Source organism: Streptomyces sp. NPDC047981, assembly GCF_040653315.1.
Classification (GTDB): Bacteria; Actinomycetota; Actinomycetes; order Streptomycetales; family Streptomycetaceae; genus Streptomyces.
Window position 1 is genome coordinate 112,371 of record NZ_JBEZNQ010000013.1, and the last position, 16,737, is coordinate 129,107.

Here is a 16,737-nt window from a genome sequence, read left to right on the forward strand (position 1 = left end):
AAAGCCGGGGGAGAGTGTGGCGAGAGGGCGGGGACCGGTGCCGGACCCGTGCCGGAAGGGGAGTGGTCGGGGCCGGGGCTTGGGGGCGGGAGCCGGGGTTCGCTAGGGTCCAGGCTCATGGCACACAACCCCCAAGCACCGTACGGCCAGGGCCCCGGCCCCGAGGGCAACTACGACCCGGCCGGCAGCACCCAGATGTTCCGCGCCTTCGTCGACGAGGGCCCGCAGGGCGGCGCCGGCGGCCGTCAGGCCGCGGCACCCCAGTCCTCCGGCCCCCGCGTGGGCCTCATCGTCGGCGTGATCGCCGCGATCGCGATCCTGGCGGCCGTGGGCTGGCTGGCCCTGGCCTGACGGCCCGACCCCGCACCGGCTCGGCGGCCGGCCGTCGGCCCTCGGCGGCCGTCGGGCGGCGGCCGTCCGGGCCGGCCGCCCCCGGCTGTGCACGTGACTGCACCGCACGTGAGCCGACCCGGTCCACCGGACGGCGATACCGGGCAAGTCGCACCACTATCCAGGAGTTCGCGCGAGGAACGTCCCGTACCTCCTCCTGGACCCCTCCCCGGAACCCTCCCCGGCCTCCTGCGTCAGCCGCGCGTCGACGACGAACCCCGCCCGCTCCAGGAGGTCGCCGATCCGGCCGGGCGGCAGCAGGTAGGAGGCGTACGACACCGGCAGCCCGCCGTAGGCCTCCGTCGGCCGGACCACCTCACCGTCCCCCACATGCCCCGCGAGCATCAGATGACCGCCGGGTGCGAGCGCGCGACGGAACTCCCCGAAGACGACGGGCAGCGCCTCCGGTGGCGTGTGGTGCGTGGAGTAGTAGGCGAGTACGCCTCCCAGGGCGCGGTCCGCCACCGGCAGCGCGGTCATCGACCCGACGACGAACGGCAGCTCCGGGTACGCCCGACGGGCCTGCCGGACCATCGCGGGCGACAGATCGACGCCGAACACGTCCGCGACCCCGCGCTCGGCCAGGTACGCCGTGACCTTCCCGGGCCCGCACCCCACATCCGCGACCGGTCCGAGCCGAGCCGCCCCGGCCGCCAGCTCGGCGAAGGCGTCCAGCATCCGGCGCGACACGGGATCCAGCCCCGTCGGCGGCGGAACCCTGCCGACGTACGCGGCGGCCACGGTGTCGTACGACTCCCGGACTGCGGTGAGGTGCGAGAGATCGGGCATGCCGACGACTCTAGGCAGCGGCGCGTCCCGCTCCGGCTCGCGCGCCCGACCGGCCCTTTCTATCCTGAGGCGATGAGACGGCACCGGGCCGGGACACTGGCCAGGTCACCGAGCACGCTGCCCCTGGCCGTCATGCTGGGCGTCGCGGTGGTCGACGCGGCCACAGGACCGGAGTACAACCTGCTCCCCGTGTACGCGGCAGGCCCGGCGCTCGCGTCCGCGCGCGGAACCGTGCGCACCGTCCTGACCATGGGCGCGGTCGCCGTCGTCCTCTGTCTCCTCTTCGCCTGGAAGGCCGACCGCTTCGGCGAGCTGCGCATGCAGGTCGCGCTGCTCGCCATCGGCTACGTCACGCTGGCCGCCGTCTACGCGACCCATGCCCGGCGGAAGACCGAACGCCGCCTCGTCGACGTGCAGGAAGTCGCCAAGACCCTGGAGGACGTGCTCTTCGCCCCCGTACCCCCGGCGATCGGCCCCGTCCGTATCGGGGCCTCCTACATCTCCGCGAGCCGCGCCACCCGCGTCGGCGGGGACCTGTACGAGGCGATGCCCACGCCCGACGGCGTCCGCCTGCTCGTCGCCGACGTCCAGGGCAAGGGACTGGACACCGTACGCGTCGCCGCCGTGGTCCTGAACGCCTTCCGGGAGGCCGGCCCCGAACTCGACGACCTGGCGGACGTCGGCCACCGCATCGAAACCGCCCTGGACCGCAGGACGGACGGCCAACGCTTCGTGACCGGCATCCTCGCCCAGATCAGCCCGACCGGACAGCTGGTCCTGCTGAACCGCGGCCACCCGGCGCCCCTGCTGCTCACCCGCGACAACGGCGTCGACTTCGTCGACTCGATCGAGCCCGCACCGCCGTTCGGACTCACCGCGCTGGCAGGCCCGGACGACCAGCAGGACAGCGTCACGCGCCGAACGCTCCACCCGGGCGACCGGCTGCTCTTCTACACCGACGGCCTGAGCGAGGCGCGGGACGGCGAAGGCCGGTTCTACCCCGTGGGCGAGCGCGCGGCACCCCTGCTGACCGGAGGCAGCCCCGACGAAGCCCTCGCCCGGCTGCGCACGGACGTCGCCACCTTCACCGGCACGCCCCCCGACGACGACTCCGCTCTGCTCCTGCTGGAGTTCGCCGGGAGATCCGCCGACTGACCCGTCACACTCGCGCCCCGCGCTCCGTCAGTGCGGTGAGCGAGCGAACAGCGCTCGCGGCCCACCGACCCGGGAGCCCGTCATGACCACCACGTACATCGTCGTCACCGCCGTCGCCGCGTTCATGGTCGGCTTCTCCGCGCTCTCGATCTTCATCAAGGCCCCGTGGGTCACCCAGCCCCTCACCGAGTACGGCGTCCCCACCACCTGGTGGCCCTGGCTGGGCCTGGCAAAGGCGGCGGGCGCGGCGGGCCTCGTGGCGGGGCTGTGGCTTCCCGCGATCGGCCTCGCGGCGGGCGTCGGCGTGGCCCTGTACTTCACCGGCGCCCTCATCACCGTGATCCGCGCCCGCTCGTACGCGCACGTCGTCTGGCCGATGATGTACGCGGCCCCGGCGGTCGCCGCGCTGTTCCTCGCCTGAGGCGCTGCGCTACGGCTCGATCCAGCGGCGCAGTGCGTCGATCGTGGTCTCCGGCGAGGAGTTGAAGCTGAGCCGGATGCCGGGCGCGTGCTCCAGGAGGACGTTCACGACCCGCTCGAACAGGAGGGTGTGCTCGGGAATCATCCGCACGCCCCCGCCGATCATCGCCAGCTCGATCTCGTGACCGCCGAGCGCCTCCACGACCGCCGCCCCGGCGGTCTCGGGGTCGGTGTCGACCAGGCACGTGACGATGTCGAACCCGGCGTCCTTGAGCGCGGAGTTCGCCGCCTCGATGCGCGCGGTGAGCGACTCCTTGGTGACGCCCTCGGGCATCGTGCGGAAGTCGAGCGACCTGGGGTGCAGCCCGATGGACAGCACCCTGGTGCCCCTGGGCAGCATCCCGCTCACAGCGCCCTCACGAACGAGCCCCACGCCCGGCTCCCGAAGCTGCTTCTGATCCCCGTCGCGGGCTGCGGATCGTGCCTCTCCATGACGCCCGTACCCTTCGATCAAGTCGCTTACCAGCGCGGCGTGTTGGCGGAACGACAGCGCATCCGCCCTCAGCCCATTCTGCACGAAGACGTCGGGGCGGCGAGACGGACGCCGACGTGTTGCTCCGGCGGCACCGGAGCGCGTGTCACCCGCCGGTCACTTCCACGTCGCCGTGACCTTCTGGGTGTCGACGCGCATGCCGAGCGGGACGCGCCAGGAGTCCACGCAGACCGTGTACGTGTGGGTCCGCGCCGTTCCCGGGGCGATCGGGGCCGGCAGGGGCTGGGCCGACTCGATGGTCGCCCAGTCGACGCCCAGCGCGCCGATGATGTGCGTCGCGAAGGTGACCGTCCCCGAAGTGGCGGCCGTGCCACCGGTGTTGCGGAAGGTCATGGTGACCTTCTCGCACCAGCGCTTGTCGGCGTCCGTGAGCACCGGGGCCGAGAGCGTCAGGGTGGCGGGTGTCGCCGGTGGGGCCGGGGTGGTCGGTGGTGGTGGGGTCGTCGTGCCCGGGGGCGGGGCGGTCGCGGTGTTGGGCGGGCGTGTGGGGCGGCCGGGGGGCGAGGTCGTCCCGGGGGCCGCGCTCGTCGTCGTACCGGAGCCCGTGTCCGAGCCCGTGGCCGAGCCCGTGGCCGTGTTTCCCGGAGCCGTGCCGCCTGGTGCCGGAGTCGTGCCCGGGGCCCGTGGTGACGGGGACGTCGTGCTCGATGTGGTCCCGCTCGTCGAGGGGGACGGGGTGCCGTCGAGGGGGATCAGGGTGACCGATCCCGAAGGGGCGATCGGGCCCTTGGGTGAGGAGCCCGCGCCGACGGCCGCGTAGCCCTCGTCGTCGCTGCCGCTGCCGCACGCGGTCAGCGCTCCGCCCAGGCAGAGCGCGACCACTGTCAGGAGTGACCTCTGTCGCCGCATGGCGGCAGTCTTGCTGACGGAGTGTCAGTTGGGAATGCGATTGCCGAATTTGCCGCGGATGAGGGTCAGTCGGCGATCAGGCCCTGGCGGAGCTGGGCGAGGGTCCGGGTGAGGAGGCGCGAGACGTGCATCTGGGAGATGCCGACCTCCTCGCCGATCTGCGACTGGGTCATGTTGGCGAAGAACCGCAGCATGATGATCTGCCGCTCACGGGGCGGGAGTTTGGCGAGGAGGGGCTTCAGGGACTCGCGGTACTCGACGCCCTCCAGGGCCGTGTCCTCGTAGCCGAGGCGGTCCGCGAGGGAGCCCTCGCCGCCGTCGTCCTCCGGGGAGGGGGAGTCGAGCGAGGAGGCGGTGTACGCGTTGCCGACCGCGAGGCCGTCGACGACGTCCTCCTCGGACACGCCGAGCACGGCGGCGAGTTCGGGGACGGTGGGCGAGCGGTCGAGCTTCTGGGCGAGTTCGTCGCTGGCCTTGGTGAGGGCGAGGCGCAGCTCCTGGAGCCGGCGCGGGACGCGGACCGACCAGGAGGTGTCGCGGAAGAAGCGCTTGATCTCGCCGACGACGGTCGGCATCGCGAACGTCGGGAACTCCACGCCGCGTTCGCAGTCGAAGCGGTCGATCGCCTTGATCAGACCGATGGTGCCGACCTGGACGATGTCCTCCATCGGCTCGTTGCGGGAGCGGAAGCGGGCGGCCGCGTACCGGACGAGGGGGAGGTTGAGCTCGATCAGGGTGTCGCGGACGTACGTCCGCTCGGGGCTGTCCGCGGCGGCGCCTTCGTCGTCCAGGGCGCGCAGGCGGAGGAAGAGGGAGCGGGAGAGTGTGCGGGTGTCGATGGCTTCCGGCGTGACAACAAGCGGCGCGGGGGCTTCCACGGTCTCCGCCGACGGCTGGACCGGCATCGTCGCCGATGCCATCTCCGGCGTCGCCTCGGGCGTGAGCGTGAGCACCTTCGAGCTGCCCTGTTCTGCGGACATGCCACCCCCTTGAGGTCGCGGACGGTCGCGGCGGCCACGACCATCGGAGGAACGCAGCCTCCACCTGAATACCGGAGGCGGGGCTGCGGCAAACGCGGTTCCAGCAGAATGTCACATGTCGGCAACACGCTGTAGTGACTTGTCGACATGGCGTGGGCGAATATCCGCAGGAAACAAGGGGTGTACGGCATTTGGGACGCCGTGGAACTGCTCCGAACCGGTCTACCCGTTCCGGTTACGCCTCGATCCTGTTTGCGGATCTCAATCGGGCGAAGCTCCGGGCGAGGAGCCTTGACACATGCATCTGCGAGACGCCGAGTTCCTGGCTGATCTGAGACTGGGTCAAGTTGCTGTAGTAGCGCAGCATCAGGATGCGCTGCTCGCGCTCGGGCAGCTGTACGAGCAGATGCCGTACGAGGTCGCGGTGTTCGACGCCGGCGAGGGCCGGGTCCTCGTAGCCGAGGCGGTCGAGGAGGCCGGGCAGTCCGTCGCCCTCCTGGGCGGCCTCCAGGGAGGTGGCGTGGTACGAGCGGCCGGCCTCGATGCAGGCCAGCACCTCGTCCTCGCCGATCTTCAGGCGCTCCGCGATCTCGGCGGTGGTGGGCGAGCGGCCGTGGGCGGTGGTGAGGTCCTCGGTGGCGCCGTTGACCTGGACCCAGAGCTCGTGGAGCCGGCGCGGTACGTGCACGGTGCGGACGTTGTCGCGGAAGTACCGCTTGATCTCGCCGACGACCGTGGGCATCGCGAAGGTCGGGAACTGCACGCCCCGGTCCGGGTCGAAGCGGTCGATGGCGTTGATGAGCCCGATGGTGCCGACCTGGACGACGTCCTCCATCGGCTCGTTGCGGGAGCGGAAACGGGCCGCCGCGTACCGCACGAGCGGGAGGTTGGCCTCGATCAGCGCCCCGCGTACGCGGTCGTGTTCGGGGGTGCCCGGCTCAAGGTCCTTGAGCTGCCCGAAGAGCACCTGGGTCAGGGCCCGGGTGTCGGCGCCGCGACTGCTCGGGGGGCGGGTGCTCTGGGGTCGGTGGGGCTGGGTGCTCGTCGGCCGGTCGTGCTGTGGCCGGGGGCGTGAGGTCTCCGGCCCGCCGGCCTCGTTCTGGGGCGGGACCTGAGGCGCTGTACTGGCCGGCACGTTCACGCCACCCCTTTTGCTGGTCAACTACGGTCAACTCATCCGTCAAAAGCGGTCATAGCATCACAAGACATGTCCACTGTGTGCAAGCACCGCATAGCGACGTGTTGGGGGCGTCGCGGCGGACGCCAACACCCGGAAGGCCCCCCGCCGTGACGGCGGGGGGCCTTCGGAGATCGGGGCCGGAGCGGACCGGGGGTGGACCCTTGGGGCCGCCGGGGCCGCGCTCTAGTACGTGTAGTCCGCGATCACCCACGTGGCGATCTCACGCCACAGGGCGACACCCGCCTGGTGGGCGGGGTGCTCCAGGTAGCGCTGGAGCGCATCGGGGTCCTCGACCGCCGAGTTGATGGCGAAGTCGTACGCGATCGGGCGGCCGCTGATGTTCCAGCCGCACTCCCAGAACGCCAGCTCCGGGATCTCCTTCTCCAGCCCGTCGAACGCCTGGGCGGCGGCCAGCGCGCGCGGGTCGTCCTTCGCGATGCCCTCGTTGAGCTTGAACAGGACCAGATGGCGGATCACAGCAGGACTCCTCGTCGGTGGTTCTAGTTGACGAGTTCGGTCATGAACTCGCCGACGCCCTGTGCGGCGGACGATATGCCCTCGAACCCTACCTGGACGAGATCGGCGGCCCTGTCCGGGGAATTGATGATCGTGTACAGCACGAAGACCACCAGCGCGTACAGCGCGACCTTCTTTGCTTGCGCCATCTGCCGCGCCCTCCCCTGTCTGCGACCCCTGTGTGGACGCGTGAGTCTAACGGAGCCACTTCAGCCACTTCACCGGACCTTTATGGACCAAGGGCCCGGGGATCGGGGCCCTTTGCCGCCCCCCGGAAGGGTGACGGCAGAGCAGTATGGATGTCGAGCCCGGCGGATCTGGCAGGAATCCGAAGGGCTGAGGAACCGGCCCTCACTGCGGGGTCCGCACCGCGAGCTTCCCCCCTGACTGCGGTACGGACTTGCAGGACCGGTTCTCATCGGGGGGAGCGGCTTGTCCCCCCGATGCCGCTCCCCCCGTCCGACGAAGAAGGCCCCGGCCCGCGCCGTGAAGCGCGGCCGGGGCCTTCTGCCGTGTCGGCCCGCGCTGGTCCGTGTCCGCCCATGCCGGCCCGTGCCCGTGCGTCGCCGTACCCGTCCCCGGACACGCCGAAGGGCCCGGTGCGACGCACCGGGCCCTTCGATCGAAGCGGTAGCGGAGGGATTTGAACCCTCGGTGACTTGCGCCACACTCGCTTTCGAGGCGAGCTCCTTCGGCCGCTCGGACACGCTACCGAGAGAGAGCTTAGCCCAAACATGCCCTGCGATGAAATCCGTATCGATCCGCAGGTCGGAGCGGGGGTCAGCGGGCCCGGAAGAAGGCCGTCAGCTGTGCCGAGCACTCCTCGCCGAGGACGCCCTGGATCACCTCGGGGCGGTGGTTGAGGCGGCGGTCGCGGACGAGGTCCCAGAGCGAACCGGTCGCGCCCGCCTTCTCGTCGAGCGCGCCGAACACCAGCCGGTCGACCCTGGACTGCACGAGTGCGCCGGCGCACATCACGCAGGGCTCCAGGGTCACGACGAGCGTGCAGCCGGTCAGCCGCCACTCGCCGACCGCCGCCGCGGCCCGGCGCAGGGCCAGGACCTCGGCGTGGGCGGTCGGGTCGCCGGTCGCCTCGCGCTCGTTGTGGCCGACCGCGAGGACCGTGCCGTCCGGGGACAGCACGACCGCGCCGACCGGTACGTCACCGGCCAGCGCGGCGCGGTCGGCCTCGGCGAGCGCGAGCCGCATGGGCTCACGCCAGGGATCCCGCACCGGGTCGGCGGCGGGGGTCGGGGTGGGTACGGGGTCGGGTACGGGTACGGGTACCGGGTCGGGTACTGCTTCGGTCACTAGCGGACGGTCTCCAGGACGTCCGAGGCGCCCAGCGCGTCCGCGATCTCGCCGAGCGCGTCGCTGTCGAGCTCCTGCAGCTGGCTCTCGGACATGCCGAGGTCCGCGAGGAGCAGCCGGTCGCCCAGCGGTTCGGCGGGCACGCCGTCGACGGAGGCGGCGGCCTCGTCGTCCTCGTCGTCCCGGTCGAGCGGCTCGCCGTCCTCGGTGCCGTCGAGGTTCAGGTCGTCCAGGGTGTCGGCGTCGTCCTGGTCGTCCCCGAGGATCTCCTTGGTCAGGATCTCCCCGTACGAGGAACGGGCGGCGGCAGCCCCGTCCGACACGTAGATACGAGGGTCGTCCTCGCCCTCGATCCTGAGCACGCCGAACCAGGCGTCCTCCTGCTCGATGAAGACGATGACCGTGTCGTCGTCGACCGAGGCATCGCGGGCCAGGTCGACCAGATCCGACAGGGTCTCCACGTCGTCGAGCTCCGTGTCGCTCGCTTCCCACCCGTCTTCGGTGCGCGCGAGCAGTGCGGCGAAGTACACCGTGACTCTCCCACTGATCAGAGGATTTTCGATCCGGCGGTGCCCTCCTGAGTGCCCCGCCCAATCGGCATCGTGGCAGAAACAGCGGCTTCAGGAGAGGTCTTCGGCTCTTGCGTCGTGCATCAGTCTGAACGACACGCCGACGGTGGGCGCGCGAACCCGGCGCACTTTCCCGGCGCACGGCCCCGGCGCACGGGCGGCGCGCGCGTGGCGCCGGGCGCCGTCGCCGTCACCAGCGGAAGGTCCGCATCCGCATGGCCTGGCGCATCCGGGCAGCCCGCGCGCGCCGGGGCTGGACGCGGTCGCGCAGCGCCTTCGCCTCGTGCAGCTCGCGCAGGAACTGGGCGCGGCGCCTGCGGCGCTCCGCGTCCGTCTCGGGCGGCGTCTCACCGCCCCGTACGTCCGCCGGGTCTTCCGGTCTCGGCATGGGCCACACCACCCCACGACTCGGTCCTTGCCCCCACCTTCCCTCCCCGGCGTGGGTTGATGCCAGTGCGGGCTACTGTTGGAGTCATGCGTCTCCACGTCGTCGATCACCCGCTGGTCGCCCACAAGCTCACCACGCTGCGCGACAAGCGCACCGATTCCCCGACCTTCCGCCGGCTCGCCGACGAGCTGGTCACCCTGCTCGCCTACGAGGCCACCAGGGACGTGCGCACCGAGCAGGTCGACATCGAGACCCCCGTCACGCCGACGACCGGCGTGAAGCTGTCGTACCCGCGGCCGCTGGTGGTCCCGATCCTGCGCGCCGGTCTCGGCATGCTCGACGGCATGGTCCGGCTCCTGCCGACCGCCGAGGTCGGCTTCCTCGGCATGATCCGCAACGAGGAGACGCTGGAGGCGTCGACCTACGCGACGCGGATGCCGGAGGACCTCTCGGGCCGCCAGGTGTACGTCCTCGACCCGATGCTGGCGACCGGCGGCACGCTCGTCGCGGCGATCCGCGAGCTGATCAAGCGCGGCGCGGACGATGTCACCGCCGTCGTGCTGCTCGCCGCCCCGGAGGGCGTCGAGATCATGGAGCGCGAGCTGGCGGGCACGCCGGTGACCGTCGTGACGGCCTCGGTCGACGAGCGCCTGAACGAGCACGGCTACATCGTGCCGGGGCTCGGCGACGCCGGCGACCGGATGTACGGCACCGCCGACTAGCGGATCGGGCGGCGGTACCTCAGCACTTCGCGGCGGGCGCGGGCTTGGGCTTGTTCAGAGCGACCAGGGCCGCGTCCGCCGTCGTCTTGGCGTCCAGCGACTTGAACGCCGTACCGATGATCAGGTCCACGTCCGCCGTCGCGCGCGGGTCCGTCTTCGTCGCGGCGCCCTTCAGCTGGGTGCCGAGGACGGGGAACGCGCCCTTCGTCGCGGTCGGGCCGCCGAGCAGGATCGCGGCGCCGGGGACCTTCTTGTCGTACGCGGCGGGGGCGTTGCCGACCTTGCCGATGACGAAGCCGCGCTTCTTCAGCTCGTCGGCGGTCGACTTCGCGAGGCCGCTGCGCGGGGTCGCGTTGTAGACGTTGACGGTGATCTGCGAGGGCTTGGGGAGGGCGGCCACGGGCGTGCCGGTCGCCTTCGGTGCGACCGGCTTGCAGTCGGGACCCCGGCCGGCGGTGGTCTTCGTGTCGTCCGCGCTTCCGCCCGAGAACACGTCGACGAGCTGCAGCGTCCCCCACCCGGCCGCGCCGAGCACGACCACGGCGGCTCCGGCCGCCAGGACGATCCTGCGCCGGTGGCGGGGGCGGCGCATGCGCGGGTACTTGTCCCCCGTGATGCGGTACTTTCCGCCCATTCCGGGGGGAGTGAGCATGCTCATGGACGCAGCGTAATGCCGCTGCCGAGGGTTGGATACCGGAAGATCATGTGATCGCGTCCGGATGGGCGGGTGGAGTCCCCGAAAGGATCAGCCGAGCGCCGTCCCGGGGGAAGGGGCCGAGGTCAGTCGCGGGGAAACGACCGAGGTCAGTCCGGGGGAGGGACCGAGGTCAGTCCCGGGGAACGACCGAGGTCAGTCCATCTCCAGGACGCGGGCGTGCAGCACCTGTCGCTGCTGGAGCGCCGCGCGCACGGCGCGGTGCAGCCCGTCCTCGAGGTAGAGGTCGCCCCGCCACTTCACGACGTGCGCGAAGAGGTCGCCGTAGAAGGTGGAGTCCTCGGCGAGCAGCGTCTCCAGGTCCAGCTGGCCCTTGGTGGTGACCAGCTGATCGAGGCGGACCGGGCGCGGGGCGACGTCCGCCCACTGCCGGGTGCTTTCCCGGCCGTGGTCGGGGTACGGCCGGCCGTTTCCGATGCGCTTGAAGATCACACGGAAAGCCTACCGGGCGAGCGGCTCCCGGCGCAGCCACGCGGAGCCGATGGGATGCTGGGGCGAACTATGACAATTCGGTAACTAGGGGTCCTGTCATGAGCGTGAGCGAGCAGTCTCCGACCGGCCAGATCGCGGCGGGGTACGCCTTCTCGGGGCCCGCGCTGGAACTGGGCGCCCTGCTGTGGAACGGCGAATGTCACCCGGACGCGCGTATCAGGATCCCCCTCCCGATGCTCAACCGGCACGGTCTGGTCGCGGGCGCGACCGGCACCGGCAAGACGAAGACGCTCCAACTCGTCGCCGAGCAGCTGTCCGCGAACGGGGTGCCGGTCTTCCTCGCGGACATCAAGGGGGACGTCTCGGGGATCTCCGCGCCCGGAGCCGACGGCGAGAAGGTCCGGGAACGGGCGGGGCAGGTGGGGCAGGAGTGGGCGGCGACCGGCTTCCCGTGCGAGTTCTACGGGCTCGGCGGGGTCGGTCCGGGGATTCCCGTACGGGCCACCGTGACCAGCTTCGGGCCGGTGCTCCTGTCGAAGGTGCTCCAGCTCAACCAGACCCAGGAGCAGTCGCTCGGGCTGATCTTCCACTACGCGGACCAGAAGGGTCTGGAGCTGGTGGACCTGAAGGATCTGCGCGCGGTGGTGGCCTTCCTCGTCTCGGACGTGGGCAAGCCGGAACTGAAGGGCATCGGCGGGCTCTCGACCGTGACGGCCGGGGTGATCCTGCGGGCCATCACGGCGTTCGAGCAGGCGGGCGCGGGCGGGTTCTTCGGCGAGCCCGAGTTCGACACGAGCGAGTTCCTGCGGACGGCCGCCGACGGGCGTGGCGTCGTCTCCGTACTGGAACTTCCGGCGGTGCAGGACAAGCCGCAGCTGTTCTCGACGTTCCTGATGTGGATGCTGGCGGATCTGTACGGGGACCTGCCGGAGGTCGGTGACCTGGAGTTGCCGAAGCTGGTCTTCTTCTTCGACGAGGCGCATCTGCTGTTCAAGGGGACGTCCAAGGCGTTCCTGGAGGCGATCACGCAGACCGTGCGGCTGATCCGCTCCAAGGGGGTCGGGGTCTTCTTCGTGACGCAGACCCCGAAGGACGTGCCGGGCGACGTGCTCGCGCAGTTGGGCAACCGGGTGCAGCACGCGCTGCGGGCGTTCACCCCGGACGACGCGAAGGCGCTGAAGGCGACGGTACGGACGTTCCCGAACTCCGCCTACGACCTGGAGGAGGTCCTGACCGGCCTCGGGACGGGTGAGGCGGTGATCACCGTGCTGAGCGAGACGGGCGCGCCGACGCCGGTTGCGGCGACCCGGCTGCGGGCCCCGGAGTCCCTGATGGGGCCGATCGACGCGGCCGCTCTGGAGGCGGCGGTGAAGGGCTCGCTGCTGTGGGGGCGGTACGCGGAGGCGGTGGACCGGGAGTCCGCGTACGAGAAGCTCACGGCGGAGCAGCAGGCGGCGGAGGCGGCGGCGGTCCGGGCCGCGGAGGAGGCCGAGGCGGAGAAGGCGGCGGAGAAGGCGACGCGGGCCGCCCCGAAGAAGGAGGACGCGTCGCTCGCCGAACAGGTGGTGGGCAGCGGGATCTTCAAGTCGCTCGCGCGGTCGATCGGGACGCAGCTGGGGCGGGAGATCAGCCGGTCGATCTTCGGGACGGCGCGGCGGAAGCGGTAGGGCCCTGGAAACGGTAGGGCCCGGTCCCCTTGCGGGAGCCGGGCCCTGGGATGCCGTGAGGCTTCCGGTTACTCCGTCACCTCGTGGTCGTGGCCGTCGTGCAGGCCACCGCCGCTGCCCGCGTCGCCGTCCGTGGGGACGGTGGTGACCGGACGCTTGAGGGAGCTGATGTCGTGGGCGTAGGTGCCCACGGCGTTGGCGATGATGTCGATGTTGGCGTCGAAGGCCGTCATGTTGATGTTCGACAGGTTGTCGCCGGCGGCGTGGTAGTTCACGTCGTACGCGACACCGGCCGTGCCGCCGAACTTCGCCGCCTGCGCCGCCGTCTTGATGCCCTCGGCGCCGGTGAACGTGCCGCCGGAGGGGATGCCGATCTCGATGAACGGGCCGTAGTCCGAGCGGCCCGTGAAGTCGGTGCCCTCGTGCGGGAGGCCGCGCTTGTCCATGAAGTCGGTGATGTCCCGCTCCAGTTGGGCGGAGCCCTCCGGACCCGCGCCCGCGCCGACGCCGTCGGAGTTGTCGCCGTCGTAGACGAACAGGCCGTAGTTCGGCGAGGCGATCATGTCGAAGTTGAGGTAGAGCTTGACTTCCTTCTTGTCCAGCTCGCTCATGTTCGCGACGTAGTGCTCCGAGCCGAGCAGCCCGTTCTCCTCCGCGGACCACCAGGCGAAGCGGACCTTGTTGCGGACCTTGTCCTTCGACTCGGCGAGCTCGAGGGCGGCCTGGAGGAGGCCGGCGGAGCCGGAGCCGTTGTCGTTGATGCCGGGTCCCGCCGTCACCGAGTCGAGGTGCGCGCCGAGCATCACGGTGTTGGCGGCGTTGCCGCCCTTGGTCTCCGCGATGACGTTGTTGGTGGTGCGGTTCTCCTGGAGCTGGCGGATCTCGAAGGAGAGGGTCACCGGGCCCTTGGCCAGGTCGGCGGCGAGCTTCTCGCCCTCGGCCTGGGTGACGCCACCGGTCGGGATCTTGCCCGCGGCCGGGTCGCCGAGGGTGCCGGAGAGCGCGCCCTCGGTGTTGTTGTAGACGATCGCGCCGACGGCGCCGGCCGCGGCCGCGTTCTCCTGCTTGGCGGCGAAGGTGCAGCCACCACGCTTGATCAGGGCGATCTTGCCGGTGAAGGCGCCGGCCGTGAAGTCGCCCGGCTCACAGCCGTTGGTGCCGTCGGCGTCGACGGGGGCGGCCGCGAGGTCGGCCTTGATGCCGCCGACCGGGGTCGACTTCGTGTACGTCATCGCGGAGATGGTGACGTCACGCGGCGCCGGGGAGATCACGGAGGCCTTCTCGGCCAGCGTCTGCGTGTAGAGGAAGCTGAACTGCTGGTACGAGACGTTGTAGCCGGCCTTCTTCAGCTGCTGGTACACGTACGCCGCGGAGGCGTCGTGCCCGAGCGAGCCGGCCGCGCGGTGACCGCCGGCCGAGTCGGCTATCGCCTGGAACTTCTGCAGGTGCTTGTAGGCACCCTGCGCGGAGGTCTCGCGGACGAGCTTCTTCGCCAGCTGCGCGGCGTCCCGTGCGGGCTTGGCCGCGGGGTCGTGCTTGGCGGTGGCGGGGGAAGCGGCGGCCAGCAGGAGCGGGGTAGCGAGTGCGGCTGCGGCCAGGGTGGCCGCGGCTCTGCGAGAGGATGCGTTCACAGAGGTCCTTCCCGGTGCGAACGAGGTTGAAGGGAAGTTAGCGATCTCCGGCGGCTTCTGTGAACAGGTACGGCACAATTCATGTCTCATTTAGCAGGATTGACATCCGGAACGATCAATTCCCGGACGATTTGCTCCCCTTCGCCGCTTTGGCCTCCTTCGCGGCCCGCTTGGCCTCCTGCTTGAAGGCCCGTACTTTCGCCAGCGACTCGGGTCCCGTGATGTCGGCCGCCGAGCGGTACGAGCCCTGGTCGCCGTAGGCCCCCGCCGCCTCCCGCCAGCCCTCGGGCCGGACGCCGTACTGCTTGCCGAGCAGGGCCAGGAAGATCTGCGCCTTCTGCACCCCGAAGCCGGGCAGCGCCTTCAGCCGGGCGAGCAGCTCCTTGCCGCTCTTCGCGTCCGCCCAGACGGCCTCGGCGTCACCGCCGTACTCGTCGACGAGGAACTGGCACAGCTGCTGGATCCGCTTGGCCATCGACCCCGGGTAGCGGTGCACGGCGGGCTTGTCGGAGAGCAGCGCCCCGAAGGCCTCGGGGTCGTACGCGGCGATCTGCCCGGCGTCGAGATCGTCCGCGCCGAGCCGCTGCGCGATCGTGTAGGGCCCGGAGAACGCCCACTCCATGGGCACCTGCTGGTCGAGCAGCATCCCGACGAGCGCGGCGAGCGGGGAACGGCCGAGGAGTTCGTCGGCCTCGGGCTGCTGGGCGAGGTGGATCTCGGTGGTCATGCCCCGATGATCGCGCCGGGCGCGGGGCGCCGCACGGCCGTTCACCCGCCTGCCGCTCTGGGAGAGTGACGGTCAGCTTTCGGCGAAGCGGGCGAGGGACGAGAGGATGAGGGCGCGGGTCTGTTCGCTGCCGAGGTGGCCGACGCCTTCGATCACGTGGAGTTCCGCGTCCGGCCAGGCTCGGGCGAGCTCCCAGGCCGTGGTCGGCGGGCCGCCCATGTCCTGGCGGCCGTGGATCAGGATGCCCGGGATGCCGGCGAGCCGGTGGGCGTCGCGGATCAGGGCGCCCTCCTCCAGCCAGGCCCCATGGGCGAAGTAGTGGGCGCAGATCCGGACGAAGGCGAGCCGGGGGTCGTCGACCCGGTCGGTGTACGGGGTGCCCATGCCCTCCAGGGACAGCACCGCGTCCTCCCAGGCGCACCAGTCCGCCGCCGCCTTCTCCCGCACGGAACGGTCGGGGTCCTCCATCCGGCGGGCGTACGCGGCGACGAGTTCGGCCGCCGCGGGCGCTGTCGCGCCGGCGGCCTTTGTCCCGTCCGTCGCCCCCTCGCTCCCGGGGCCCTCGACCCCCGCGCGGAAGCGCTCGTGCGCCTCCGGGAAGAACGACCCGGCGCCCTCGTACAGCCAGGCGATCTCCGAGCGGCGGGTGGTCGTCACGGAGACGATCACGATCTCGGAGACGCGCTCGGGGTGGGCCTCGGCGTACGCGAGGATCAGGGTGGAGCCCCAGGAGCCCCCGTAGAGGAGCCAGCGGTCGACCCCGAGGTGCTCGCGCAGCCGCTCCATGTCCGCGACGAGGTGCGCGGTGGTGTTCACCGACATGTCGGCGGCCGGGTCGCTCGCGTGCGGGAGCGAGCGACCGCAGCCGCGCTGGTCGAAGAGGACGATCCGGTACTTCTCCGGGTCGAAGACCCGGCGGTTGCTCGGGCGCGCCCCCGCGCCCGGGCCGCCGTGCACGTACAGGGCGGGCTTCCCGGCCGGGTTGCCGGCGACCGAGTAGTGGACGCGGTTGCCGTCACCGACGTCGAGCAGGCCCTCTTCGTGCGCTTCGGTCTCCGGGAACATCCGGCCGACCCTACCGGGGCGTGAGCCTCGTCGTCGGGGTCTCGCACCACTGGAGGAGCGAGGGCCACTCCCCGTACCCCGAGTCCGGCGTCAGGTGCGCGCCGCCCGGGATCACGTCCATGTCGAGGCCGAGCGGGATGCCGTAGGGGACGTCGGCGCCCTCGGGGCAGTACGGGTCGCCGGCGGCGTACACCAGCCGGGCCGGGGCCTTGAGCCGTACGGCCCCGAGGTCGAGCCCCTCCGCGAAGCCGGCGATCTCCGGGATCGACGCGGTCACGGCGGGCGACGGCGGGGCGACGAGCAGGACCCGGTCGACATCGAGCCCCTCCGGGTCGAGGGCGGCGGCCCGCAGCCAGAGGACGACGGACAGGCTGTGGGCGATCACGGTGAACTCGCCGCCGTCGGCGGGGCGGTGAAGGTTCTCCCTCAGCGCGCCCAGCCACTCCGCCAGGACCGGAGCGTCCGGCTCCGGCAGCTGGGGATACCGGACCTCGTGCCCGCGCTCGGCGAGCCGCCCCGCGAGCCAGTGGTGCCAGTGGCCGGGCGGACGGTGGTTCTGGAAGCCGTGGAGGAGAAGGAAGGTCGCCATGGGCCGATGGTGTGGGTCGGGGGCGGGCCCGGTCCAGAGGATTCCGGGGAATGGACGCCTGGACCGGACCCGCGTGGGGGCGGTTCGGG

Annotated in this window: 21 protein-coding genes and 1 tRNA gene; 5 read left to right on the top strand and 17 right to left on the bottom strand. The window is 71.4% G+C overall.

The features are described from left to right. Positions 1-117 precede the first annotated feature (117 nt). Entirely contained in the window at positions 118-351 is a 234-nt protein-coding gene (locus tag AB0E14_RS10920; RefSeq protein WP_362414804.1) for a hypothetical protein, read from the top strand. A gap of 156 nt (positions 352-507) precedes the next feature. On the opposite strand, the gene AB0E14_RS10925 is transcribed toward AB0E14_RS10920, so the two are convergent. Further along, positions 508-1,179 carry a class I SAM-dependent methyltransferase gene (locus AB0E14_RS10925; protein WP_362414806.1) on the bottom strand — a complete coding sequence of 224 codons (672 nt, stop codon included), beginning with the start codon at positions 1,177-1,179 and terminating at the stop codon, positions 508-510. Between the two features lie 72 nt (positions 1,180-1,251). Between AB0E14_RS10925 and AB0E14_RS10930 the strand changes: the two genes are divergently transcribed. Both AB0E14_RS10930 and AB0E14_RS10935 read left to right on the top strand, forming a co-directional pair. Continuing rightward, the gene (locus tag AB0E14_RS10930; RefSeq protein ID WP_362414808.1) at positions 1,252-2,334 is read left to right on the top strand and encodes a PP2C family protein-serine/threonine phosphatase; all 1,083 of its coding nucleotides are present in this window, start codon (positions 1,252-1,254) and stop codon (positions 2,332-2,334) included. Between the two features lie 82 nt (positions 2,335-2,416). Continuing rightward, entirely contained in the window at positions 2,417-2,755 is a 339-nt protein-coding gene (locus tag AB0E14_RS10935; RefSeq protein WP_362414810.1) for a DoxX family protein, read from the top strand. Positions 2,756-2,764: 9 nt separating this feature from the next. Here AB0E14_RS10935 and AB0E14_RS10940 read toward each other — a convergent pair whose 3' ends face one another. The 10 genes from AB0E14_RS10940 to AB0E14_RS10985 form a co-directional block, all read right to left on the bottom strand. Beyond that, positions 2,765-3,187: a hypothetical protein gene (locus AB0E14_RS10940; RefSeq protein ID WP_362414812.1), complete on the bottom strand. Its 423-nt coding sequence runs from the start codon at positions 3,185-3,187 to the stop codon at positions 2,765-2,767. 216 nt (positions 3,188-3,403) lie between these two features. Next, positions 3,404-4,156 carry a hypothetical protein gene (locus tag AB0E14_RS10945; protein ID WP_362414814.1) on the bottom strand — a complete coding sequence of 251 codons (753 nt, stop codon included), beginning with the start codon at positions 4,154-4,156 and terminating at the stop codon, positions 3,404-3,406. 65 nt (positions 4,157-4,221) lie between these two features. Then, complete coding sequence (locus AB0E14_RS10950; protein WP_362414816.1) at positions 4,222-5,136, bottom strand: RNA polymerase sigma factor SigF; 915 nt, start codon at positions 5,134-5,136, stop codon at positions 4,222-4,224. Positions 5,137-5,371: 235 nt separating this feature from the next. Continuing rightward, a complete protein-coding gene (locus AB0E14_RS10955; protein WP_362414818.1) occupies positions 5,372-6,271 on the bottom strand; it encodes an RNA polymerase sigma factor SigF in 900 nt (299 codons plus the stop codon). Between the two features lie 228 nt (positions 6,272-6,499). After that, positions 6,500-6,793 (bottom strand): Dabb family protein, encoded by a 294-nt coding sequence (locus AB0E14_RS10960; protein ID WP_362414820.1) that lies wholly within the window; start codon positions 6,791-6,793, stop codon positions 6,500-6,502. A gap of 23 nt (positions 6,794-6,816) precedes the next feature. Continuing rightward, positions 6,817-6,981, bottom strand: a complete 165-nt coding sequence (locus tag AB0E14_RS10965; RefSeq protein ID WP_175439350.1) for a hypothetical protein — start codon at positions 6,979-6,981, stop codon at positions 6,817-6,819. A gap of 479 nt (positions 6,982-7,460) precedes the next feature. Next, positions 7,461-7,545: transfer RNA gene (locus AB0E14_RS10970), tRNA-Ser, on the bottom strand. A 67-nt stretch (positions 7,546-7,612) separates the two neighbouring features. Then, positions 7,613-8,041: a tRNA adenosine(34) deaminase TadA gene (gene tadA / locus AB0E14_RS10975; protein WP_362414858.1), complete on the bottom strand. Its 429-nt coding sequence runs from the start codon at positions 8,039-8,041 to the stop codon at positions 7,613-7,615. 101 nt (positions 8,042-8,142) lie between these two features. Beyond that, positions 8,143-8,673 carry a hypothetical protein gene (locus AB0E14_RS10980; protein WP_362414822.1) on the bottom strand — a complete coding sequence of 177 codons (531 nt, stop codon included), beginning with the start codon at positions 8,671-8,673 and terminating at the stop codon, positions 8,143-8,145. A gap of 229 nt (positions 8,674-8,902) precedes the next feature. After that, the gene (locus AB0E14_RS10985) at positions 8,903-9,100 is read right to left on the bottom strand and encodes a hypothetical protein (protein ID WP_362414824.1); all 198 of its coding nucleotides are present in this window, start codon (positions 9,098-9,100) and stop codon (positions 8,903-8,905) included. A gap of 86 nt (positions 9,101-9,186) precedes the next feature. Here AB0E14_RS10985 and upp point away from each other — a divergent pair, with 86 nt between their 5' ends. Next, complete coding sequence (gene upp / locus AB0E14_RS10990; protein WP_361435637.1) at positions 9,187-9,822, top strand: uracil phosphoribosyltransferase; 636 nt, start codon at positions 9,187-9,189, stop codon at positions 9,820-9,822. Positions 9,823-9,841: 19 nt separating this feature from the next. Here the strand turns inward: upp and AB0E14_RS10995 are convergent, their stop codons facing one another. Both AB0E14_RS10995 and AB0E14_RS11000 read right to left on the bottom strand, forming a co-directional pair. Then, positions 9,842-10,480, bottom strand: coding sequence for a LytR C-terminal domain-containing protein (locus AB0E14_RS10995; RefSeq protein WP_362414826.1), 639 nt, complete (start codon positions 10,478-10,480; stop codon positions 9,842-9,844). A gap of 192 nt (positions 10,481-10,672) precedes the next feature. Continuing rightward, a complete protein-coding gene (locus AB0E14_RS11000) occupies positions 10,673-10,969 on the bottom strand; it encodes a type II toxin-antitoxin system VapB family antitoxin (protein ID WP_009067182.1) in 297 nt (98 codons plus the stop codon). Positions 10,970-11,073: 104 nt separating this feature from the next. On the opposite strand from AB0E14_RS11000, the gene AB0E14_RS11005 reads away from it, so the two are divergent. Then, entirely contained in the window at positions 11,074-12,636 is a 1,563-nt protein-coding gene (locus tag AB0E14_RS11005; RefSeq protein ID WP_362414828.1) for a helicase HerA-like domain-containing protein, read from the top strand. Between the two features lie 68 nt (positions 12,637-12,704). Here AB0E14_RS11005 and AB0E14_RS11010 read toward each other — a convergent pair whose 3' ends face one another. From AB0E14_RS11010 to AB0E14_RS11025, 4 genes are all read right to left on the bottom strand, one after another. Then, the gene (locus tag AB0E14_RS11010) at positions 12,705-14,267 is read right to left on the bottom strand and encodes a M28 family metallopeptidase (RefSeq protein ID WP_362414830.1); all 1,563 of its coding nucleotides are present in this window, start codon (positions 14,265-14,267) and stop codon (positions 12,705-12,707) included. Positions 14,268-14,382: 115 nt separating this feature from the next. Next, positions 14,383-14,994 carry an HhH-GPD-type base excision DNA repair protein gene (locus AB0E14_RS11015; protein WP_362414832.1) on the bottom strand — a complete coding sequence of 204 codons (612 nt, stop codon included), beginning with the start codon at positions 14,992-14,994 and terminating at the stop codon, positions 14,383-14,385. A gap of 72 nt (positions 14,995-15,066) precedes the next feature. After that, complete coding sequence (gene pip / locus AB0E14_RS11020) at positions 15,067-16,059, bottom strand: prolyl aminopeptidase (RefSeq protein ID WP_362414834.1); 993 nt, start codon at positions 16,057-16,059, stop codon at positions 15,067-15,069. A 10-nt stretch (positions 16,060-16,069) separates the two neighbouring features. Further along, the gene (locus AB0E14_RS11025) at positions 16,070-16,648 is read right to left on the bottom strand and encodes an alpha/beta hydrolase (RefSeq protein WP_362414836.1); all 579 of its coding nucleotides are present in this window, start codon (positions 16,646-16,648) and stop codon (positions 16,070-16,072) included. Positions 16,649-16,737: the final 89 nt, after the last annotated feature.